We start from the raw sequence: 20,808 nt of genomic DNA on the forward strand, positions 1-20,808 counted from the left end.
AGATGAAAAATAATGATCTTGAACAAATAAATAGAAATAACTTTAAAGTCTTAATGAATGTTTTATCACAACCTGGAAAAATCCAAAAAGTTCAAACTCTTTTTAACTCGAATATATTAGCACTTGCAAATACACTTTTGTATTCAGAAGTAAGTTTTTATTATGAAGGAGATGAAGATTTTACTTTAATTGAAGCAATAACAAATAGTACTAAAGAAGAAATCACAAATGCTGATTATATTTTTTGTGATGAAGTAAATGAAAACTTATTATTAAAAGCAAAAATAGGAAAAGATAAAGATCCCGAGTTATCAGCAACACTAATTTTTAAGTGTAAAAATTTTAAAGGTTTAAAGGTTTTATTAACAGGACCTGGAATTAATAAATCTAGAGAAGTATTTTTACCAATAAATAAATCTTTTATTGACTCTTTTAATGAAAAAAATTCTTTATATCCTTTGGGAAATGAAGTATTTTTTTTAAATGAAATAAATGAAGTCCTCGCAATATCGAGAACAACAAAACTGGAGTTAATATAATGGCATTTTACGCAATAAAAGGTGGAGAAGAAGCTATTAAAAATTCTTTATCTTATTATAATGATTATTCAAAAGAACAAAACAATATTAACGATGAAGATTTAATAAATACCTTAACATTTTCAATTGATAAAGTAATTAGTGAAGCTTCTTTATACAGTAAAAAACTAGCAGCGAAAGCGATCAAAAGATCAGCAGGAGATCTCTTAAATGCTTCATTTTTTTTAAGAGCTCACCGGTCAACGTGTCAAAGAATTGGAATAGCAAAAGAGCTTGATGTAAATGATATGAAATTACAAAGGCGTATTTCATCAGCATTTAAAGATATAAAAGGAGGACAGTTATTAGGACCTTCAAATGATTATGAAATAAAACTTTTAAATGAAACAAAAAAAGAATACGTAAACTTAGAAAACTATTCAGATAAAAACAATGTAATTAAATCAGCACTTACTCCTTTACGTGAGCAAAACTTAATTAAAAAACTTAAACAAGATAAAACTATTTGGGATATTACAAGAAACTATCCAAATGCTCCTTATCCTAGAAGTGCAGTGTTACAAGTTATGAGCAGAGCTGAGAGTGGGAGTTTATTAGCAGTTTCTTATACAACAATGAGAGGGTATGGTGATGTGCATCCTACTATTGGAGATTTAAGAATTGGTACATTAGATATTAAATTCACACATCCTTTTACAAAAAAAGAAGTATTAATAGGTGAAATTGAAGCAACAGCAGTTGAATGTGCGGGAACATTTAATAAAGATGAGCAAGGAGAGACAAAACTAACGACTGGTTTTGGTTTTTGTTTTGGAAAAAATGAAACAAAAACTATTTCTATGGCTATTACAGATTTAACACTTTATAACAAACCTTATTCTGTTGGTTCAGATTATATTCTAGCAGCTGATTACGAAATGATTATGCATCATTTAGACGGTATTGAATCTTTTGGAATGACAAGTCATTTTAAGTTACCACATTATGTAACCTTCCAAACGGATTATCAGATTTTTAAATGTGCTAAAGAATATGTAAAGGAGACAAATTAATGAGATATGGTTTTTTAGATGAAGACGCAAAAAAAGAGATTAGAAGATCTATTTTAAAAGCAATTGCAATTCCTGGGTATATTGTTTCTTTTGCATCAAGAGAATTACCTATTGCAAGGGGTTGGGGAACGGGAGGTTTGCAAATTACTTTGTCAATAATAAATGAAAAAGATACTTTGAAAGTCATTGATCAAGGTTGTGATGGTAGTGTAAATGCAGTAAATATTAGAAATTTCATTAAATCTGTTACCAATGTTAAAACAACAAGTCATACAAAAGATGCCACAATTATACAAACAAGACACAGAGTTCCAGAACGGCCCTTAGAAGAGAATCAAGTTTTAGTATATCAAGTACCTACCCCTGATATTTTAGAACCAGTTGAACCAAATTCTTCTAAACAAAAGATTCTACATGCCAATGCTGATTATTCAAAACTTTGGGTTTTGTTATATGAAGATACTTCAATGTTTGGAGATAGCCGAATATCAAATAGATATCCAGTAATGGTAAATGATAGATATGCAATGGACCCAAGTCCTATTCCTAAATATGATACGCAAAAGCTAAATAATTGTAAAGCTTTACAACTTTTTGGAGCAGGAAGAGAAAAAAAGATTTATGCCATTCCTCCATATACAAAAGTCGAACCTTTAAAGTTTGAGGATAGAGAGTTTAAAGTTGAGCATTTTGATAATAAAGAATGCCAGCGATGTGGATGTTCTACTTCCTTCTTAGATGAAGTTTATGATGATAATGGAAAAGTAAATTTTTATTGTAATGATACAGATTTTTGCGATAGTCAAAAGAGAGAGAAATAATGGTATTAAATATAAAAAATTTATCAAAAGTATTTGGAAAATTTTGTTCACAGTGTTTAAATTCAACAGGTGCCAATGTTAATAGCTCAATTTGCCCTAGATGTAATAGTGTCGTTGGCGTTAATAATATAAACTTATCTTTAAATAAAGGCGAAGTTTTAGGAATAGTAGGAGAGAGTGGTTCTGGAAAATCAACACTCTTACAACTTATTTACCAAGACCTAGAAAAAAGTTATGGAGAAATATTTGTTAAAGATTTTGTAAATAAAAATGGCAAAAAAAAGAATATTTTAGATGCTAATTTAAATGAATTGGCTTATTTAAGAAATTCTTTAATGTCAATGATTTATCAAAATCCAAGATTGGGTTTAAATTATAATTTTTCTTCAGGTGGTAATATTGCAGAGAAAATAATAATGAGTGGTAATAAAAAATATAAAGAGATTAGACAAAGAGCTTTATACTTTTTAGAAAAAACAGAAATTCCAACATCGAGAATTGATGATTATCCTGAATACTTTTCAGGGGGACAGCAACAAAGAATACAAATTTCAAAAGCTTTATCTTCAAATCCTAAGATTCTTTTATTAGATGAACCAACAACAGGACTTGATTTATCAGTGCAAGCAAAAATACTAGACTTAATTAAAGAATTACAACATGAAATTGGTTTTGCAATGATTGTTGTTTCGCATGATTTAGGGGTAATAAAACACCTTACCGATATTACTGTTGTTATGAAAAATGGGCAAATTGTAGAAAATGGTTTAACCGATCAAATTTTAGAAGATCCTCAACATCCATATACACAATTACTTGTATCTTCAATACTTTAAGGGAAAAAAATGATTAGATTAGACGTCAAAAATTTACATAAAACATTTACAATTCATACCCAAGGAGGAGTGAAAGTAAAAGCTTTTGAAAATATAAATTTAACAGTTAAAAAAGGAGAATTTTTATCTCTTTATGGACCAAGTGGAGCAGGAAAATCTTCAATATTAAAAACCTTATACAGAACATATACCACAAGCTCTGGTGAGATTAATTTTTACACAGACAATGGCTCTTTAATAAATTTAGCCAAAGCTACCCAGAGTGAAATTTTAAAATTAAGAAAATCTAGTATAGGCTATGTATCTCAATTTTTACAAATCTTACCCAGATTATCAGCTGTTGATGTTGTTAGTGAACAGTTAATTTTAAAAGGAGAAAGTGAAGTAATTTCGCGATTAAAAGCAAAAGAAATGCTTTCTTATTTATCAATTAGAGAAGAGTTATTTAATCTCTCTCCTTTAAGTTTTTCAGGAGGAGAGCAGCAAAGAGTAAATATTGCAAAAGGAATAATAGCTCCTAAATCCCTCTTATTACTTGATGAACCAACTGCATCTTTAGACAAAACGAATACAATGAAAGTAATTGAAAAATTAAAAGAAATTAAAAAACAAGGTGTTGCAATGATTGGTATTTTCCATGACTTAGAAGCAATGCAAAGTATAAGTGATTCAATTTATGAACTTAAAAGAGTAGGATAAAAAATGCAAACAGTATTAAGAAGTAAAAACGTATTAATAAATGAAGAGTTTATAGAGGCTGATATTGTAATACAAGGTTCAATAATAAAAAGTATTGATACTTATAAATCAAATGAGTTTGCCCTAGATTTAGGAGACAAAAAAATTGTACCTGGAATTGTTGATTTACATTCAGATGCAATTGAAAAAGAGATTGAGCCAAGAGTGGGTGCCAATTTTCCAATAGCATTTGCTGTAGCACAATTAGATAAAAAACTATCAATGTGTGGAATTACAACTATGTTTCACGCTATTGGCTTTGAAGACAATCCAAAAAAACAAAGAAGTATTGACTTAGCCAAAGAGCAAATAGAAGAAATTTACGAAGCTAATAAAAAACATCTGGGAGTTGATAATTTAATTCATGCAAGATTTGAATTATCAAGCGATGAAGCAGTTGAACCAATAAAAGAAGTAATTAAAAAAGGCATGGTAAATTTAGTTTCTTTAATGGACCATACTCCAGGACAAGGACAATTTAAATCTTTGCAAAGTTTTAAAACATACTATTCTAATTATTATGGCCTAAATGAAGAAGAAGTACAAAAAGTAGTAGATAAAAAAGCAAATAAAAATGATGCAAAAATCAATGATTTAATAGCTTGTGTAAAAGAGCATAATTTAACACTCTTAAGTCATGATGATGATTGTATTGAAAAACTTGATGCTTTGTTTTCTTTAGGTGTTAAAATATCAGAATTCCCACTTGATTTAGAGGTTGCTAAACATGCAGTAAAAAACGGTATGGCAACTGGAATGGGAGCACCAAATATTGTACGAGGTGGCTCACAAGGTGGGAACATATCAGCAATAACATTAGTAAAAGAAAATGTGTGTAAATATTTATGCTCTGATTACCACCCCGCTTCTATGTTACAAGCAGTATATAAAATACAAGAAGATAGCCACTTATCTCTTGCTCAAGCTTTTTCCATGATTACATGCACACCTGCTAAATATGCAAACTTAGAAGACAGAGGTGAAATAAAAGAGAATAAAATAGCAGATATTATTGTAATAGATGATTCCCATATTCCAAAAGTTATTTTAACAATTAAAGATGGCGAACCTATTTATAATGCTATGAAAAACTACAAATTATAAGGAGATTACATGGTACATACATATAGATGCATTTTAGGTTTATAAAAAATGCAAAAGAAAATAGTTTTAATTGTTGGAGCTAGTGGCGTTGGCAAGGATACTTTATTAAAGAATATAAAGAAGTCTTTAAAAAACAAAGCTAATTTTATTACAAGATATATTACAAGAGAAGCGGATTTAAATGAAAAGAACTATTTTCTGGATCCTTTGGCTTTTGATCTTTTGAAAATTAACAAATTTTTCGTATCTTCTTGGGCTGCTCATAATAATTTTTATGGAATTTCAAAAAATTCCATAAAAGAGGGATTAAATATAATTTCTATTTCTCGTTCAAGTATTAAAGATTTTGAAGCTTTTTATGATAATGTTTATACAATAAATATCACTGTACCAAAAGAAGAACTTAGAAAAAGATTAATAAAAAGAGCAAGAGAAAATAAAGATGAAATAGAAGAAAGATTAAACAGATCTTATGATTGCATAGAATCAAATAATCTTATTCATTTTGACAACTCAGAGGATATTGGTAGAAGTAGTGAAAGTTTATTAAATTTATTATCTCAAATAAAAGAAGAAAAATGAAAATTACATTTTTAGGAACAGCTGATAGTGCAGGAATTCCTGTACATAATTGCCTTTGTGAAGTATGTGAATTATATAGAAAAGACAAAAAAGTCAATTTATCTACTTGTGCATATGTAGAAATAGACAATTCAATTATTTTATTAGATGCTGGAATAGAAAACATAAGTAATATTTTTGATTCTAAGAAAATAGAAGCTGTATTTTTAACGCACTTTCATGCAGATCATTGTTTAGGCCTACTACGATTAAGGCATTCGCTTGATGCTATTAAATGTTTCCACCCTAAAGATAAAAATGGTTTTTCTGATTTATTTAAACATCCACATTCGATGCAATATAATATAATTAAGGATTTCGAATCAAAAGAAATAAAAGGTATAAAATTTACAGCTATTCCTTTGGAACATTCAAAAAAAACTCTTGGTTATTTACTTGAATATAAGAATAAAAAAATAGCATATTTATCTGATTGTTTTAATATCAAAGAAAAAACTATGGATTTTTTAAAAACAAAAAATTTAGATTATGTTTTTATAGATGCATGTTATGATGAAAACAAAACAAAAGGAAATCATTTTAATTATATTCAAGCAAGTAAAGTATTAGATATATTAAACGCTAAAAATTCATATTTAATGCACATTTCACATACAACACAAAACTATATTTTAAAAAATAATATTCAATTAAAATATAAGTATTTGAAAGAAAATGATGAATTTAATTTATCTTAAAAAAAGAAAAAAATCTTTTATAGTATAAATTCTTGTACACGTCCAACTTGACCATCTTCAAGCATAACTTTTATACCTCTTGGATGATAAGCAGAAGAAGTTAAATGTTTTTTAACTTTTCCAGCTGTTAAAATGCCAGATCGTTGATCTTTTTTTAATACTACTTTAACTTTTAAACCAATAGTAATATCTTCTCTTTCTCTGTGATCTCTAATCATTTTATTTTCCTAATAATACCGTTTTTGCAAAATCAACATTATAAAAAAAGATTGTTTTAAACATTAAAGATACTTTAGTTTTTTTAGGCTCAGATGTATCAAGAATGTCTAAGTAAAACTCAGTACCATCTTTTGGAACAATAGTTATGCTTACTGGTTTTAATGTTCTCATCATATTCATTGTAGCTTTGTATAATTTTGTTTCAATACCTTTAAGAATATCTCCGTTTCTTTCTTCATTTCTAATTGCATCAAATAAAACAGCAAGTGTATCTTTAAAAATACTCTTCGTCCATGTGATTTTTCCTTTTGAATAATGAAACGTTGCCGATTTATTCAATAATGCTTTTGGTTTTTCTTCACGTACGTCTTCAATCATTTGTAAAAAGAAGTTAACACCACCAAGCTTTGATGCAGCCTCTTCTAATTCTTTTTTGATTGTAATTTTTTGAGCTTCATCTAAAAGTTCATAATTCATAGTTTACCCTTGGTTTTTTTGCAATTATAGCCAAAATTTAAGCTTATCACACATCCAATGATAATTTAATAGCCAATCCTATGAATAATGTGCCTACAATTTTTTTAATATATTTAGTAAAAGAATCTTTATAGGTAAATTTATTACTTATATTACAAGATACATAAGCAATTATACTATTAACAATGCTTGCAAGAGCTATAAAAATCAATCCCAATATCAATAAACCCATACTTTTTTCACTCGAATCTACATTAATAAATTGTGGTAAAAAAGTAATAAAAAACAATGCCACTTTTGGATTTAAAATATTAATTAAAATACCAGAATAGTATATTTTTTTGTACTGTGCTTTTGAGTTATCTTCTTTTTTATTCGTATTTTTCTTAGAACTTAAGAACATAGCAATACCAAGATACAATAAGTATAAAGCGCCAATATATTTAACAAGTAAAAATGCAGTAGGAGAAGCTTCAAGTAAAGCAGATAATCCAAGAACAACTAATACAAAATGAAACAAACAACCCGCACTAATGCCTAAAGATGCCACAATACCAACTTTAAATCCTTTAGCTATGCTTTTATTTAAAACATACAATAAATCAACGCCAGGTGTAATATTCAATAATAAACCTGCAAGAATAAATAAATAGATATCAGTAATAGCACTCATGTTTAACATTTAATTTATATGGCATACTATACAAAAAATCTATTTAGACATGTATATTAAAATAATCTCTTAACACTTCATATTTATTTTCAGAAGAAATTTCCCATTTTCGTTTTAAGTCTTTTGTTTTTATGCTTAGGAAACTGTCGGTTAAAGTGACTCTGCCCTCTTTTGAAGCTTTACTTACTAACAAGGGTACCGTAACATCTTTTCTTACATTATCAAAAATATTTTCATAATCATGTAAAGAAACTTTTGTTAAATCAAAAGAATAAGATTCATTTTCTTTATCATTTTTATAGCGTGAAAACAAAGAAAAAGTATTTTTATTTTCTTTAATATAATACTCAATATCCTCATACACGGATATATACTTATCATTGTTCGTATCTAGAGCTTCTCTAACATTTTGTCCAAAACCAACATCTACTAAATAACTTTTATTATTAAGTTTCACTATTAATGCTAAATGGGGGAAATCAGAAGAAATATAAGTTGTATCTTTTATTTTACAAAAAATCATATACACATCAAAACCAAGCTCATTTAAAAGATAAGCAAAAAGTGTATTATTTTCATAACAAATACCACCTCTATTGTTTTCAACTATTTTTTCATAAACATTATAAAGGTGAAAAGAGGGAATTTTTTTGTGAAAAAAGTCTAAGTTTTCATAAGGGATTTCTTGTAAAAAAGCAGAAATAAGAAGATTAAGTGTTTTCAGGTTTTTCTCTTCTTCTAGTATACTATCAGAAAGATTGACCCTTTCTAAAATTTCATTTATACTCAAAATAAATCCTTTACTAATGATAGTTCTTTAGAGATAAATAAGATATTAATTTAAATATTAAAATAAATAAATAAGTATATCAAACAATTTTGCCTCAAGGCAAAATTATTCTTTAGGAAGTACTTTCATAGGAACTATTTGGAATTCATCCATATTCCAAACATCATTTGTAACATAAGGTTCTGTTTCTAACCATGCATTTAATTCATCTTCATCGTCAAAATTAACAAAAAGTGTAGAACCCACCATTTGATCTTCTTCAATTAAAGCTCCAGCATTAAGAATCTTACCTTCTGCCATTAATGCTCTTGCACCTTTAACATGTTCATCTCTTACTGCTAATCTTTTCTCAAGCGCATTCTCATTATCATAAGCTATAATTAAATATTGCATTTATATCCTTGTAGTTTTTTGTATTATACACTAAGCTATTTAATTATCACTTGATTTTTAAAATAATAACCTTGAATATAATCGCAAGGAAGTTTTTGCACCAAATCAAAGTCTTCTTGTGTTTCCACACCTTCAATAATAGAGTATTGTTTGTTTAATCGAATTGTAGTTAATAAGCCTTCTAAATAAGGAATAAAATTTTTGTTTTTTTCAATCATTCGTAAAAAAGATTTATCAATTTTTATATATTTACTTTGGTTCATAATATAAAAAGAAAACATTGACCCTTCTTGTGCAAAATCATCTAAAGCAACTTCAATATTAAGTTCATTAAGCCAAAGCGCAAAATCACGCATCACACTGGCACTTGTTTCATCATCACTACCATTTTCTGTTATTTCTACAACTAAATTTTTGCTGTTTTTTTGTAAAAAACCACTCCAATATTTTTGTTGTTCTTTAGTAACTACAATATCTGCATCAAAATTAACAAAAAGTTTTTTATCAATATTAAAATCTTTAATTTGTTTTTCTTTATTTCTTTTTTCAAGTTCGAAAAATAAATCATTAAAATGATGTAATTCTCTAAATATTTCTTCTGTTGATATAATACTATCACAAATGTCAAATTTACTCAAAGCTTCATAAGCAAAAATATCTAAATTGTCTTTTTTAAATATAGGCTCATATTTTGTAAAATACTTTGCTTGGGAGATAATATCTTTAAATTCTTGTTTATTCATGTTCGAATAATAGCGGAATAAACTTAATTAGTATTGATAATAACTATTGATATATTTTAATTATTGTAAAATAGTAGTAATAATAAAAAGAAAAGGATAAATTATAACATTCATATATCTAAAGAGAAGTCCCATATTTATATTCATTGGAATAATATCACAGAGTTCATTACCTTGAGATATTTTTTTCATAATACTTAGTTTAAATACAATATCAAAAAATTTTATAATTATAATGGAGCTCATTAAAAAAGTAAAGTTGTGCAGATAAATACTTAAAAAGATAGAATAAAAAAAGCTTGTATGTGAAAATAAGTATAAAGGTAAATTTTGTGAAAAAAGGAAGTAGTTTTTATTTAAATAAGAATATAAGTCAGGCGATTTTTGCCAAGTGGATTCAAAAAGTTCAAGTATTATAAAAAAGATTAATAACAAATAATAATCCATTATAATACTTGGAAGAATAAAGCCTGAGCTTTATTCTTGTTCTTCTTCTAAATCTCTAAATTTAATTTTTTGATCTTTGTATAAACCAGTTCCAACAGGAATAGTTCTACCAATAACAACATTTTCTTTAAGATCTTCTAACATATCCATTTTAGCAGATATTGCAGCTTCTGTAAGAACCTTAGTTGTTTCTTGGAAAGATGCAGATGAAATAATTGAATCAGAAGTAACAGCTGCTCTTGTAATCCCTAATAATAATGGATCAGCAATAGCAGGCTCTCCGCCTAATCTAATAATTCTAGCATTTTCTTTTCTAAATCTTTTCTTAGAAATCATGTCTCCAACAATAAAGTTAGTATCTCCACCATCAAGAATAGTAACCTGTCTTAACATTTGAGATAAAATAACCTCAATATGTTTATCAGCAATACTTACCCCTTGTGATCTATATACTTGTTGAACTTCAGAAACAATGAAATAATGTAAAGCTTTATCACCCAAGATTCTAAGAATATCGTGAGAACCAATTTGACCATCAGTTAATGGCTCACCAGCATGTACAAACTCACCGTCATGAACAAGAATTTGTTTTGCTTTTTCTACTAAATATTCAGACTTATCTCCACTGTCACCAGTTACAATAATTCTTGTTTTATTTCGTAAAGATTTACCAAAAGAAACAATCCCATCAAATGATGCAAGAACTGCAATATTTTTAGGCCTTCTAGCTTCAAATAATTCAGATACTCTTGGAAGTCCCCCAGTAATATCTTTTGATTTTTGAGTAGCTTTAGGAGTTCTTGCAAGAACTTCTGCAACTTCAATTTTTTGACCTTCTGCCACAAATAATGATGACTTAGGATCAAGGTTATATCTGATTAACTCATCATTTTCTAATGCTACAACAATAGTAGGTTTATACCCTGTAGGTAAATACTCATTAATTACAAGTTTAGAAGTACCCGTTAATTCATCAAATTGTTCAGATGCAGTAACACCAGGAATAATATCTTCAAAAGTTACCGTTCCAGCAAACTCAGAAATACTAGGATTTGCATATGGATCCCATTCAGCAATTACTACTTGTTCTTCGCTTTTAGGTTTAGAAATAACAGAATCTTTTTTAACTTCTTCATCATCAGAAAATTCAATAATTGAATTTCTAGCAATATAATGTCTTAAAGCTTCTCTACCTTCAGTATCAACAACAACAGCAAATAGTCCTTTAACTTCAACTACATCTCCTGCTTTAATGCTTTCGTTTCGCTCTAAATTATCTCCAGATAATTTATAGTATTTAACAACACCAGCAGCTCCTGAAATAATAGTAGAAGTAATAGGAGCCCCATCTTCAACACGTAATTCAGATGCATAAGGAATACGATTAGGTACATTCCAACCATCTTTAATCATTTCAACTAAAGATTCATGTGCTTCAACTTTATCACCTGTTTTATAAGGTAAGTATAATTTACCTTCAATTTTACCAGCAACACCAGCAAGTTCATTTGCTTTTGCAACATCTTTTTTTCTTAAGTAGAATTTTTTAGTTTCTTTTTTAGAAGTAACTGTTAATACAATTTCTTCATGAATAATTTCAACTGTTAATTCTCCAGAAAAAGGTGCTACAACTTTAGGTTCAACAAGTAAAATACCTGCATTTCTTCTATTCGCAACAAGGTTTTTACCCTCTTTGTTTTTAAGAGTTTTGATATTGTAATATCTAATAAACCCTTCTTTAGTAGCTCGTAATTCTTTTTCAGTTTGAGTAGCAGATGCTGTCCCACCAACGTGGAATGTTCTTAAAGTAAGTTGTGTTCCTGGCTCACCAATTGATTGAGCGGCAACAACACCAACAGCTTCACCTGGAGTTGCTTTTCTTTGCTCACCAAGATTAAGACCATAACATTTAGAACATAAACCATGAGGTACTTTACACGTAAGTGCTGTTCTAATAACAACAGACTTAACTTCAGCAGCAGCAACAACAGCAGCATCTTCTTCAGTAATTAATGTACCTTCTGTGAATAAAATTTCATTTGAAATTGGATCCATAATATCTTCTGCAATAACTCGTCCCGTGATTCGCTCTTCTAAAGCTTCAATTAAATCATTTCCAGATGTAATATCAGTAATAGAGATACCTTCGTGAGTTCCACAATCTTCAACTGTAATTCTTACATTTTGAGATACATCAATTAGTTTTCTTGTTAAATATCCTGCATTTGCTGTTTTTAAAGCAGTATCCGCAAGTCCTTTTCTAGCCCCATGCGTAGAAATAAAGTACTCAAGTACATTTAATCCTTCTCTAAAGTTAGAAATAATTGGCGTTTCAATAATAGTACCATCTGGTTTAGCCATAAGACCCCTCATACCAGCAAGTTGTCTAATTTGAGCCGCAGACCCTCTAGCCCCTGAATCAGCCATCATATAAATAGAGTTAAAACCACCCTTATCATTTTCAACTAAAGCCATCATTTCAGTTCCCAAAGTATTATTAACTTCAGTCCAAACATCAATAATTTTATTGTATCGTTCTTGTTCTGTTAATAAACCTTGTTCAAATTGTTTTTGAACTTCAATAACATCTTTTTTAGACTTAGCAATACGTGCAGGTTTTGTTGAAGGAACTCTAATATCATCAATTGATACAGAAACACCAGCAGAAGTAGCATATTTAAAACCAAGATTTTTTAAATTATCAAGGAATCTAGGAGTTACTCTGTAACCACCATGTTTATAAATATAATCAACTAAAGCGCCAATATCTTTTTTCTTTAAAATTTTATTCCACAATTCAAGAGGAACAAAATCAGGCAAGATTTCATGAACAATTAATCTACCAGCTGTAGTATGAACCAGTCTTCCATTAATTTGTGTTCTAATTTTTGCGTGTAAGTCTAATTGTTCTGCTTCAATAGCAATAATAACTTCATTTACACCAGTAAATAATTTATGTTCACCTTTAACACCATCTTTTTCTAAACTTAGGTAATAAATACCTAAAATCATATCTTGTGATGGTACGGCAATAGCACGACCAGATGCTGGTAATAATATATTCATAGAACTCATCATAAGAATTTTAGCTTCTGCTATTGCTTCTTGTGATAAAGGAATATGAACTGCCATTTGATCTCCATCAAAATCGGCATTAAATGCAGCACACACTAAAGGGTGTAACTGAATAGCTTTTCCATCAATTAATACAGGATGAAAGGCTTGAATTGAAAGTTTGTGAAGCGTTGGAGCTCTGTTTAATAATACAGGATACTCATGTACGATTTCTGCTAAACATTCCCAAACTTCATTCGTTTCTGCTTCTATTAATCTTTTCGCAGCTTTTAATGTAGTTGCATAGCCTTTTTCTTCAAGTTTTGCCATTAAATGCGGTTTGAAAAGTTCAATTGCCATAACTTTTGGTAATCCACATTGATCCATGTTTAAAGAAGGACCAACAACAATTACAGAACGTCCAGAGAAATCCACTCGTTTACCAAGTAAATTCTGTCTAAATCGCCCTTGTTTACCTTTAATAATTTCAGATAAAGATTTTAAAGGTCTTTTATTAGCACCCTTAACAGCATTAGCCGTTTTACCATTATCAAATAATGCATCAACAGCTTCTTGTAACATTCTTCTTTCATTTCTAATAATGATTTCAGGTGCATCAAGTTCTGTTAATCGTTTAAGTCTGTTATTTCTGTTTATTACTCTTCTGTATAAATCATTTACATCAGAAACAGCAAATTTACCACCATCAAGTGCAACTAAAGGTCTTAAATCAGGCGGAAGAACTGGCAGTTGAGTAAATACCATCCATTCAGGTCTGTTTCCAGATTTAAGGAAGTTCTCAACCACTTTTAATCGTTTAATGATTGTTTTTCTTTTAGCTTCTGATTTAGTAGCTTTCATTTCTTCTTTTAATGTAATTAAAAGTTCAGATAAATCAAGGTTAGCAAGTAAATCACGAATAATTTCTCCACCCATTTTAGCTTCAAAACCAGTATGTTCAAATAAATCATATACCGTTCGGTATTGTTCTTCATTTAAAATATCGTATTTAGCTATTTTTTTAGTAGCATTATTATCGTAAAAAGATTCACCAGCAGAACTTACAATATAAGCTTCGTAGTATAATACTCTCTCTAAATCTTTTAATTTAACACCTAATAGTGTACCAATTCTAGTTGGTAAAGAACTTACCATCCAGATATGTGCAACAGGAGCTGCTAAATCAATATGACCCATTCGGTGACGTCTTACTTTAGAAGAAGTTACTTCAACCCCACATTTTTCACATACAACACCCTTGTATCGCATCTTTTTGTATTTACCACAAAGACATTCATAATCTTTAACAGGTCCAAAAATTTTAGCACAGAATAAACCATCACGTTCTGGTTTTAATGTTCTGTAGTTAATTGTTTCGGGTTTTTTAACTTCTCCAGAAGACCAAGAAAGAATTTTCTCTGGACTTGCTAGTTTAAGTTGAAAAGCAGAGAAATCAGTTGGTCTATCTAACTCTTTGATTTCAATAGGTTCTAAAATAATATCTTTTTTACTCATTGTTTTCTACCTCTTTAAATATTTCAACATCTAATCCAAGAGCTTTAAGCTCTTTAGTCAATACGAAGAATGTTTCAGGAACACCTGAAGGTGGAACATTTTCACCATTTGCAATAGCTCTATATGCTCGTGTACGACCTTCAACATCATCTGATTTAGTCGTTAACATTTCTTTAAGAACAGCTGTTGCTCCATATGCTTCAAGAGCCCAAACTTCCATCTCTCCAAATCTCTGACCACCAAATAAGGCTTTTCCACCTACTGGTTGTTGTGTTACTAGAGAGTAAGGTCCAGTTGATCGTGCATGTACTTTTTCATCCACCAAGTGATGCAGTTTAAGCATATACATATAACCCACATTAACTCGCTCTTTCATTTGATCACCCGTTTTACCATCAAATAATTCTGTTTTACCATCCGCATCAATTTTAGCTAATTCAAATAATTTATCAAATTCTGCTTGTTGAACTCCATCAAATACTTGAGATGCAAAACGAACACCTTTACACCAATCTCTACCATAATCGATTAATTCATCATCGCTTAAAGCATCCATGAATTTTTTACCATTCATAAGTTTAGCGATAGAAGCAATTGAAGTCATTTTAGCTCTTAAATCAACTATAAATTCTTCTTTTTTAGCATCAAATATTTCTTGAATTTGAGCTCCAAGTCTTTTACCAACTAAACCTAAGTGAACTTCTAGAATTTGTCCGATATTCATACGAGACGGAACACCTAATGGGTTAAGAATAATATCAACACCAGTACCATCTTTTAAGTAAGGCATATCAACTTCAGGAACAATATTAGAAACAATACCTTTGTTTCCATGTCGTCCTGCCATTTTATCCCCTACTTTAATTTTTCTTTTAGTTGCAACATAAACTTTTACTAATTTAATAACACCAGAAGCTAAAATATCATCGTGTTCGATAACAATTAATTTTTCTTCATGTTCTTCTCTTAGTTCAGTTTTTTGTTTAATAAAATGTTCTTTAATTGTATTGTAACGTTTTTCAACAGCGCCATCAAATGATGCTACTACTTTTTTCATAGCAAAACGGTTTACATTACCTAAAGCTTCAAGAGAAATTTTTGAACCTTTTTTATATTCTTTTTCATCTAATTCTAAATCTTTAGATAATAAGCTTTCTGCTAATAAACCATTGATTTTAAGAATTTCTTCTCTATCTAACATAAGAAGTTTATCATGATGTCTTAAATCAAGTTCCGCTTTTTCAGCTTCAATTTCAGCAACGGCTCTTTCATCTTTTTCGTATCCTTTTTTAGTGAATACTTTAACATCAACAACAGTTCCTTCCATAGAAGTAGAAGCATATAAAGATTTATTAATTACATGTCCTGCTTTTTCACCAAAGATTGCTCTTAATAGTCTTTCTTCAGGAGTTGGTTTGATTTCACCTTTAGGAGAAACTTTTCCAACCATAATCATTCCAGGTCTAATATATGTACCTACTTTAATGATTCCAGAACCATCTAAGTGAGTAATACTTTCTTCTTTAACACCAGGTAAATCTCTAGTGATTTCTTCATTTCCATGTTTTAACTCTCTACATTCTAATTCTTTTTCATAAATATGAATAGAAGTAAATGAATCTTCTTTAATAAGTTTTTGAGATAAAACAATAGCATCTTCATAGTTATAACCATTCCAAGGCATAAATGCAACCATAGCATTAACACCAACAGCTAATTCACCTCTGTCCATTGCAGGACCATCAGCAATAACTTGTCCAGCTTCTACTTTATCTCCAGCTTTAACAGATGTTCGTTGACCAAAAGAAGTATTATTATTTGTTCTTACATTTTTATGTACTTCATATCTATCAATAAAAGCACCATCTTCATCTTGACCAAGAACATAAATATTTTTAGAATCTGCTTTTTCTACAATACCAGGACGATCAGCTTTAATAGCTTCCCAAGCATCTCTACAAACAGTTTTTTCTAAACCCGTTCCAACTACAGGAGCATTAGGTCTTAATAATGGAACAGCTTGTCTCATCATATTTGATCCCATAAGTGCTCTATTGGCATCATCATGTTCTAAGAATGGAATTAATGAAGCAGCAACACCCATAACCATTTGAGAAGAAATATCAATTAAATCTACTTTTGATTTTTCAACCAATAAAATCTCACCATCTTGTCTAATTTCTACAAGATTTTCTAAAATTTTACCTTTATCATCCACTTTAGTAGAACCAGGTGCAATAAATAATCCCTCTTCTTGTGATGCTGTAAAATAAGTAATCTCATTCGTTACCATTCCATCAATTACTTTTTTATAAGGTGCTTCAATAAAACCTAAAGGATTTACTTTTGCAAAAGTAGCCAGAGTATTAATTAAACCAATATTTTGACCCTCAGGAGTCTCAACAGGACAGATTCTACCGTAGTGAGTAGGATGAACATCTCTTACTTCAAATCCAGCTCTCTCTTTAACAAGTCCACCTTCACCAAGTGCAGATAATCTTCTTTTATGAGTAACTTCTGATAATGGGTTTGTTTGATCCATAAATTGTGACAATTGTCCAGATGTAAAAAACTCAGTAATAGTAGAAGTAATCATTTTAGAGTTAACTAAATCATGAGGCATAATATCTTCTAGAGTACCTGATAAAGTAGTCATTTTGTCTCTAATAGCTTTTTGCATTTTAATAAGACCTGAATGCAATTCATTAGCAAGTAATTCACCAATAGCTCTAATTCTTCTGTTTCCTAAGTGATCTCTATCATCAATATGACCATGACCTGCTTTTACTTTAATTAAATATTGAACTGTTTTAATAACATCTTCGTATGTTAATACAGTAACGTATTCAGGAACATTAACACCCAGTTTATGGTTCATTTTCATTCTACCAACTCGTGTTAAATCATATCTTTCTGGATCAAAGAATAATTTTTTCAAGAAGTCTTTTGCAGCTTCTTTAGTAACAGGCTCACCTGGTCTCATTACTTTATAAATTCGAATAGCAGATAAGTCATTCTCATCTTCTATACCTTCAGTAATTTTAAGTAATTTTAAACTCTCAGAATCTGCTTTGAATGCATTAATAATAGAATTATCAACACCAGCAGCTAAATCATTTGCAATATCAAAATTAGTAAAACCTAAGTCTAATAATTTTTTTAATTTTAATTCATCTAAAGGAGATAAAGCATCGTATAATACTTCTCCAGATTCAGGATCAAAAATAGTAGAAGCATTATGTCTTTCCATTAATAATTCTAATGGGTACTCAACTAGGTCTAAACCACCCTCAACTAATGCTTTTGATTTTCTAGCAGTTAATCTTTTACCAGCAGCAATAACAACATTACCTTTTTCATCTTTAATATCGTATTCAATTCTACCTGTAAAATCTTCTGGATTAAATTTAGTTAAAAATTTATTATCTTGGATTTTAATATTAACAATTGGATAGAATAATTTGATAATATCTTCTTTTGAATATCCTAACGCTCTAAAAAGAATAGTAACAGGTACTTTTCTTCTTTTATTAATTCTTACATACAAAATATCTTTTGAATCGTATTCAAAGTATAACCATGAACCACGATCTGGAATAATTTGACCCGTATAGATTAATTTATTACCAGCAGTATTAGATTCTTCTTCTTTAAAAATAACACCTGGAGATCTGTGAAGTTGATTTACAACAACTCTTTCAACACCATTTACAATAAATGAAGTTCTGTCTGTCATTAAAGGAATTTCACGAACAAATAATTTTTGTTCTTTAATTTCTTTAACACCGATTTTTTCACCAGTATTTTCATCGATTTCCCATAGGGTTAATCGGATAATGATTTTTAAAGGAATTGAATATGTTAAACCTCTAACCATAGATTCTCTAACATTGTACTTAGGTTTTCCAACTTCAGATCCTAAATAATCTAAAGTAAGTCTACTTTGTGCATCATGAATAGGAAAAATAGATTTAAATACTTTTTCAATTCCTGCTAGGGTTCTGTCTTCATAACCAACCATAAGAAAATTGTCGTAAGAATTTTGTTGTAGTTGTAATAAGTTAGGTATCTCAATTTGTTGCGGATTTTTAGCAAAATCAACTCGAAGTCTATTACCAGATTTTAAAGAGTTTAGCATTGTTGGCCTTATTAAAATTTGATTTTTTTGCTTTATAGTATAAAGCACAAAAGCATCCCAAAAGGATAAGCTTAAAATTCATTTAAATTCTAAGCTTAGCCCTCAAGAGATGCTCGATTTACACGAGGCTAATGCCTCGTATAATAGTAAATGTTAAAATAATTATTTAACTTCTACTTTAGCTCCAGCTTCTTCTAAAGAAGTTTTTGCAGCTTCTGCATCTTCTTTAGAGATTCCTTCTTTAATTGTTGAAGGAATGTTTTCAGCAGCAGCTTTCGCTTCTTTTAATCCTAAACCAGTTAATGCTCTAATTGCTTTAATAACATTAATTTTTTTAGCACCAGTTTCAACGATAACTACGTCAAATTCAGTTTGTTCTTCAGCAGCTTCGCCACCAGCAGCAGCTCCACCAGCTACAACAGTAGGTTGTGCAGATACTCCAAATTTTTCTTCAAATTCTTTAACTAATTCAGATAATTCTAATACTGATAAGTTAGAGATATATTCTAATACGTCTTCTCTAGAAATTGCCATTTAAGGTCCTTTTATTTTTTTTATTTTTTTAACAGCTAGTAAACTATGCTGCTTCTTCTTCTTTTTTCTTCATTAAGTTGTCTAAACCAGTTACTAAACATCTAGCAGGTGCAGTCCAAACAGATAATAACATACCAAGAAGTTCATCTTTAGTTGCAAGTTTAGCGAATTGGTTAACAGTTGCAAGAGATGCAATTTTACCTTCGATGATACCTGATTTAATTTCAAACTTATCTTTCATTGTTGCTGCAAAAGTATCAGCTACTTTACAAGCAGTAACTTGATCTTCTGACCATACAAAAATGTTATTTCCATTTAATTCAATATCACCATAATCAGCATTTTTTACAGCAACTGTAACCAATGAGTTTTTAGCAACTTGAACAGTAGCACCAGCTTCTTTAGCTGCTGCTCTTAATGTTTCTAACTCTTTATGTGAAACACCATTGTACCCACAAACTACTACAGCTTGAGATCCTTTGAATTCACCAGTTAAAAAATCAATTATTTCGGATTTTCGTTGTTTGTTCATTAATAATTCCTCCCTTCAAAACATGAAACTTCAAAAGGTTTTACAAAGAATGGGAAGCATTCTTAACCTTTTTTCTCCAGTTTTATATCAGTGCTTTGTAACACTCAAAAATAAAGACCTTATCTTTACTATTGAATCTTAAAAAGAAAACTTAAATAAGAGTAAAACTCTTATTTAAGGTCCATTAATGCTAATGGCTCTAATTGAATCGATGGACTCATAGTTAAAGATACAACTGCTCTAGTATAAAATCTACCTTTTGCAGTTGAAGGTTTAGCTTTATTGATTGCAATTAAAAATGCTTCAATATTTTCTTTGATTGCTTCAGCAGAAAAAGATGCTTTTCCTACAGCTGCTTGCATATTCCCTTTTTTATCAACTCTATATGTAACTTGACCACCTTTAGCGTCAGAAACAGCTTTAGTTACGTCCATAGTTACAGTACCAACTTTAGGATTAGGCATTAAACCTTTTGGTCCTAAGATTCTTCCTACTTTTCCAACAATACCCATACAATCAGGAGTTGCAATTAATACATCAAAATCAATTTTACCCGCTTGAATATCAGCTGCTAATTCATCATTACCAACAATATCAGCACCTGCTGCTTTTGCTTCGTCCATTTTAGCACCTTTAGCAAAAACTGCAACTCTAACAGTTTTACCAGTACCATTTGGAAGAACAACTGCACCTCTGATCATTTGATCAGCATGTCTTGGATCTACATTTAAATTAAGTGAAACTTCAACACTTTCGTCAAACTTAGCAGATTTCAATTCTTTTAACATAGCTACTGCTTCTGTTAATTCGTATTGTTTACTTTCTACTTTTTCTACTAGTGCTTTAAATCTTTTTGAAACTTTTGCCATTTTTATCTCCGCAAT

The 20,808-nt window shown here is 29.7% G+C and carries 19 protein-coding genes; 8 read left to right on the plus strand and 11 right to left on the minus strand.

Annotated elements, in window-relative coordinates:
• The first annotated feature begins 2 nt into the window (after nucleotides 1–2).
• Genes phnH through HRT41_01710 form a run of 8 tightly spaced genes read left to right on the plus strand, consistent with a single transcriptional unit; the run spans nucleotide 3 to nucleotide 6,409 of the window.
• Nucleotides 3–539: a phosphonate C-P lyase system protein PhnH gene (gene phnH, locus HRT41_01675; protein ID NQY22720.1), complete on the plus strand. Its 537-nt coding sequence runs from the start codon at nucleotides 3–5 to the stop codon at nucleotides 537–539.
• Nucleotides 539–1,591 carry a carbon-phosphorus lyase complex subunit PhnI gene (locus HRT41_01680; GenBank protein ID NQY22721.1) on the plus strand — a complete coding sequence of 351 codons (1,053 nt, stop codon included), beginning with the start codon at nucleotides 539–541 and terminating at the stop codon, nucleotides 1,589–1,591. The genes phnH and HRT41_01680 overlap by 1 nt, the downstream gene beginning before the upstream one ends.
• Entirely contained in the window at nucleotides 1,591–2,412 is an 822-nt protein-coding gene (locus tag HRT41_01685; GenBank protein ID NQY22722.1) for an alpha-D-ribose 1-methylphosphonate 5-phosphate C-P-lyase PhnJ, read from the plus strand. The genes HRT41_01680 and HRT41_01685 overlap by 1 nt, the downstream gene beginning before the upstream one ends.
• Entirely contained in the window at nucleotides 2,412–3,248 is an 837-nt protein-coding gene (locus HRT41_01690) for an ATP-binding cassette domain-containing protein (protein ID NQY22723.1), read from the plus strand. Before HRT41_01685 ends, HRT41_01690 begins: the two co-directional genes overlap by 1 nt.
• 9 nt (nucleotides 3,249–3,257) lie before the next feature.
• The gene (gene phnL / locus HRT41_01695) at nucleotides 3,258–3,947 is read left to right on the plus strand and encodes a phosphonate C-P lyase system protein PhnL (GenBank protein NQY22724.1); all 690 of its coding nucleotides are present in this window, start codon (nucleotides 3,258–3,260) and stop codon (nucleotides 3,945–3,947) included.
• A gap of 3 nt (nucleotides 3,948–3,950) precedes the next feature.
• Nucleotides 3,951–5,090, plus strand: coding sequence for an alpha-D-ribose 1-methylphosphonate 5-triphosphate diphosphatase (locus tag HRT41_01700; protein ID NQY22725.1), 1,140 nt, complete (start codon nucleotides 3,951–3,953; stop codon nucleotides 5,088–5,090).
• 48 nt (nucleotides 5,091–5,138) lie between these two features.
• Nucleotides 5,139–5,672, plus strand: a complete 534-nt coding sequence (locus HRT41_01705; protein NQY22726.1) for an AAA family ATPase — start codon at nucleotides 5,139–5,141, stop codon at nucleotides 5,670–5,672.
• Nucleotides 5,669–6,409: an MBL fold metallo-hydrolase gene (locus HRT41_01710; protein ID NQY22727.1), complete on the plus strand. Its 741-nt coding sequence runs from the start codon at nucleotides 5,669–5,671 to the stop codon at nucleotides 6,407–6,409. The genes HRT41_01705 and HRT41_01710 overlap by 4 nt, the downstream gene beginning before the upstream one ends.
• 17 nt (nucleotides 6,410–6,426) lie before the next feature.
• On the opposite strand, the gene HRT41_01715 is transcribed toward HRT41_01710, so the two are convergent.
• From HRT41_01715 to HRT41_01765, 11 genes are all read right to left on the minus strand, one after another.
• A complete protein-coding gene (locus tag HRT41_01715; GenBank protein NQY22728.1) occupies nucleotides 6,427–6,627 on the minus strand; it encodes a YwbE family protein in 201 nt (66 codons plus the stop codon).
• A 1-nt stretch (nucleotide 6,628) separates the two neighbouring features.
• Nucleotides 6,629–7,105, minus strand: a complete 477-nt coding sequence (locus HRT41_01720; GenBank protein NQY22729.1) for a hypothetical protein — start codon at nucleotides 7,103–7,105, stop codon at nucleotides 6,629–6,631.
• Between the two features lie 46 nt (nucleotides 7,106–7,151).
• Nucleotides 7,152–7,778: a LysE family translocator gene (locus HRT41_01725; GenBank protein ID NQY22730.1), complete on the minus strand. Its 627-nt coding sequence runs from the start codon at nucleotides 7,776–7,778 to the stop codon at nucleotides 7,152–7,154.
• Between the two features lie 43 nt (nucleotides 7,779–7,821).
• Nucleotides 7,822–8,568 (minus strand): arylamine N-acetyltransferase, encoded by a 747-nt coding sequence (locus HRT41_01730; protein ID NQY22731.1) that lies wholly within the window; start codon nucleotides 8,566–8,568, stop codon nucleotides 7,822–7,824.
• 105 nt (nucleotides 8,569–8,673) lie between these two features.
• Complete coding sequence (locus tag HRT41_01735) at nucleotides 8,674–8,961, minus strand: hypothetical protein (protein NQY22732.1); 288 nt, start codon at nucleotides 8,959–8,961, stop codon at nucleotides 8,674–8,676.
• A 35-nt stretch (nucleotides 8,962–8,996) separates the two neighbouring features.
• Nucleotides 8,997–9,704 carry an EAL domain-containing protein gene (locus HRT41_01740; GenBank protein NQY22733.1) on the minus strand — a complete coding sequence of 236 codons (708 nt, stop codon included), beginning with the start codon at nucleotides 9,702–9,704 and terminating at the stop codon, nucleotides 8,997–8,999.
• 477 nt (nucleotides 9,705–10,181) lie between these two features.
• Nucleotides 10,182–14,720, minus strand: coding sequence for a DNA-directed RNA polymerase subunit beta' (rpoC, locus tag HRT41_01745; GenBank protein NQY22734.1), 4,539 nt, complete (start codon nucleotides 14,718–14,720; stop codon nucleotides 10,182–10,184).
• Entirely contained in the window at nucleotides 14,713–18,858 is a 4,146-nt protein-coding gene (gene rpoB / locus HRT41_01750; GenBank protein NQY22735.1) for a DNA-directed RNA polymerase subunit beta, read from the minus strand. Before rpoB ends, rpoC begins: the two co-directional genes overlap by 8 nt.
• A gap of 162 nt (nucleotides 18,859–19,020) precedes the next feature.
• Entirely contained in the window at nucleotides 19,021–19,392 is a 372-nt protein-coding gene (gene rplL, locus HRT41_01755) for a 50S ribosomal protein L7/L12 (GenBank protein ID NQY22736.1), read from the minus strand.
• Nucleotides 19,393–19,435: 43 nt separating this feature from the next.
• Nucleotides 19,436–19,924, minus strand: coding sequence for a 50S ribosomal protein L10 (locus tag HRT41_01760; GenBank protein NQY22737.1), 489 nt, complete (start codon nucleotides 19,922–19,924; stop codon nucleotides 19,436–19,438).
• 170 nt (nucleotides 19,925–20,094) lie between these two features.
• Nucleotides 20,095–20,793: a 50S ribosomal protein L1 gene (locus HRT41_01765; GenBank protein ID NQY22738.1), complete on the minus strand. Its 699-nt coding sequence runs from the start codon at nucleotides 20,791–20,793 to the stop codon at nucleotides 20,095–20,097.
• Between the last annotated feature and the right edge of the window lie 15 nt (nucleotides 20,794–20,808).

It is taken from the genome of Campylobacteraceae bacterium (assembly GCA_013215945.1).
Classification (GTDB): domain Bacteria; phylum Campylobacterota; class Campylobacteria; order Campylobacterales; family Arcobacteraceae; genus NORP36.

Excerpts from the sequence above, each read along its gene's own strand:
- HRT41_01740 (NQY22733.1), bottom strand. The coding sequence starts at position 9,704 with ATGAATAAACAAGAATTTAAAGATATTATCTCCCAAGCAAAGTATTTT.
- HRT41_01725 (NQY22730.1), bottom strand. The coding sequence starts at position 7,778 with ATGAGTGCTATTACTGATATCTATTTATTTATTCTTGCAGGTTTATTA.
- HRT41_01760 (NQY22737.1), bottom strand. The coding sequence starts at position 19,924 with ATGAACAAACAACGAAAATCCGAAATAATTGATTTTTTAACTGGTGAA.
- HRT41_01705 (NQY22726.1), top strand. The coding sequence starts at position 5,139 with ATGCAAAAGAAAATAGTTTTAATTGTTGGAGCTAGTGGCGTTGGCAAG.
- rpoB (NQY22735.1), bottom strand. The coding sequence starts at position 18,858 with ATGCTAAACTCTTTAAAATCTGGTAATAGACTTCGAGTTGATTTTGCT.
- HRT41_01700 (NQY22725.1), top strand. The coding sequence starts at position 3,951 with ATGCAAACAGTATTAAGAAGTAAAAACGTATTAATAAATGAAGAGTTT.
- HRT41_01720 (NQY22729.1), bottom strand. The coding sequence starts at position 7,105 with ATGAATTATGAACTTTTAGATGAAGCTCAAAAAATTACAATCAAAAAA.
- HRT41_01710 (NQY22727.1), top strand. The coding sequence starts at position 5,669 with ATGAAAATTACATTTTTAGGAACAGCTGATAGTGCAGGAATTCCTGTA.
- rplL (NQY22736.1), bottom strand. The coding sequence starts at position 19,392 with ATGGCAATTTCTAGAGAAGACGTATTAGAATATATCTCTAACTTATCA.
- HRT41_01685 (NQY22722.1), top strand. The coding sequence starts at position 1,591 with ATGAGATATGGTTTTTTAGATGAAGACGCAAAAAAAGAGATTAGAAGA.
- phnH (NQY22720.1), top strand. The coding sequence starts at position 3 with ATGAAAAATAATGATCTTGAACAAATAAATAGAAATAACTTTAAAGTC.
- HRT41_01715 (NQY22728.1), bottom strand. The coding sequence starts at position 6,627 with ATGATTAGAGATCACAGAGAAAGAGAAGATATTACTATTGGTTTAAAA.
- HRT41_01735 (NQY22732.1), bottom strand. The coding sequence starts at position 8,961 with ATGCAATATTTAATTATAGCTTATGATAATGAGAATGCGCTTGAGAAA.
- HRT41_01765 (NQY22738.1), bottom strand. The coding sequence starts at position 20,793 with ATGGCAAAAGTTTCAAAAAGATTTAAAGCACTAGTAGAAAAAGTAGAA.
- phnL (NQY22724.1), top strand. The coding sequence starts at position 3,258 with ATGATTAGATTAGACGTCAAAAATTTACATAAAACATTTACAATTCAT.
- HRT41_01690 (NQY22723.1), top strand. The coding sequence starts at position 2,412 with ATGGTATTAAATATAAAAAATTTATCAAAAGTATTTGGAAAATTTTGT.
- rpoC (NQY22734.1), bottom strand. The coding sequence starts at position 14,720 with ATGAGTAAAAAAGATATTATTTTAGAACCTATTGAAATCAAAGAGTTA.
- HRT41_01680 (NQY22721.1), top strand. The coding sequence starts at position 539 with ATGGCATTTTACGCAATAAAAGGTGGAGAAGAAGCTATTAAAAATTCT.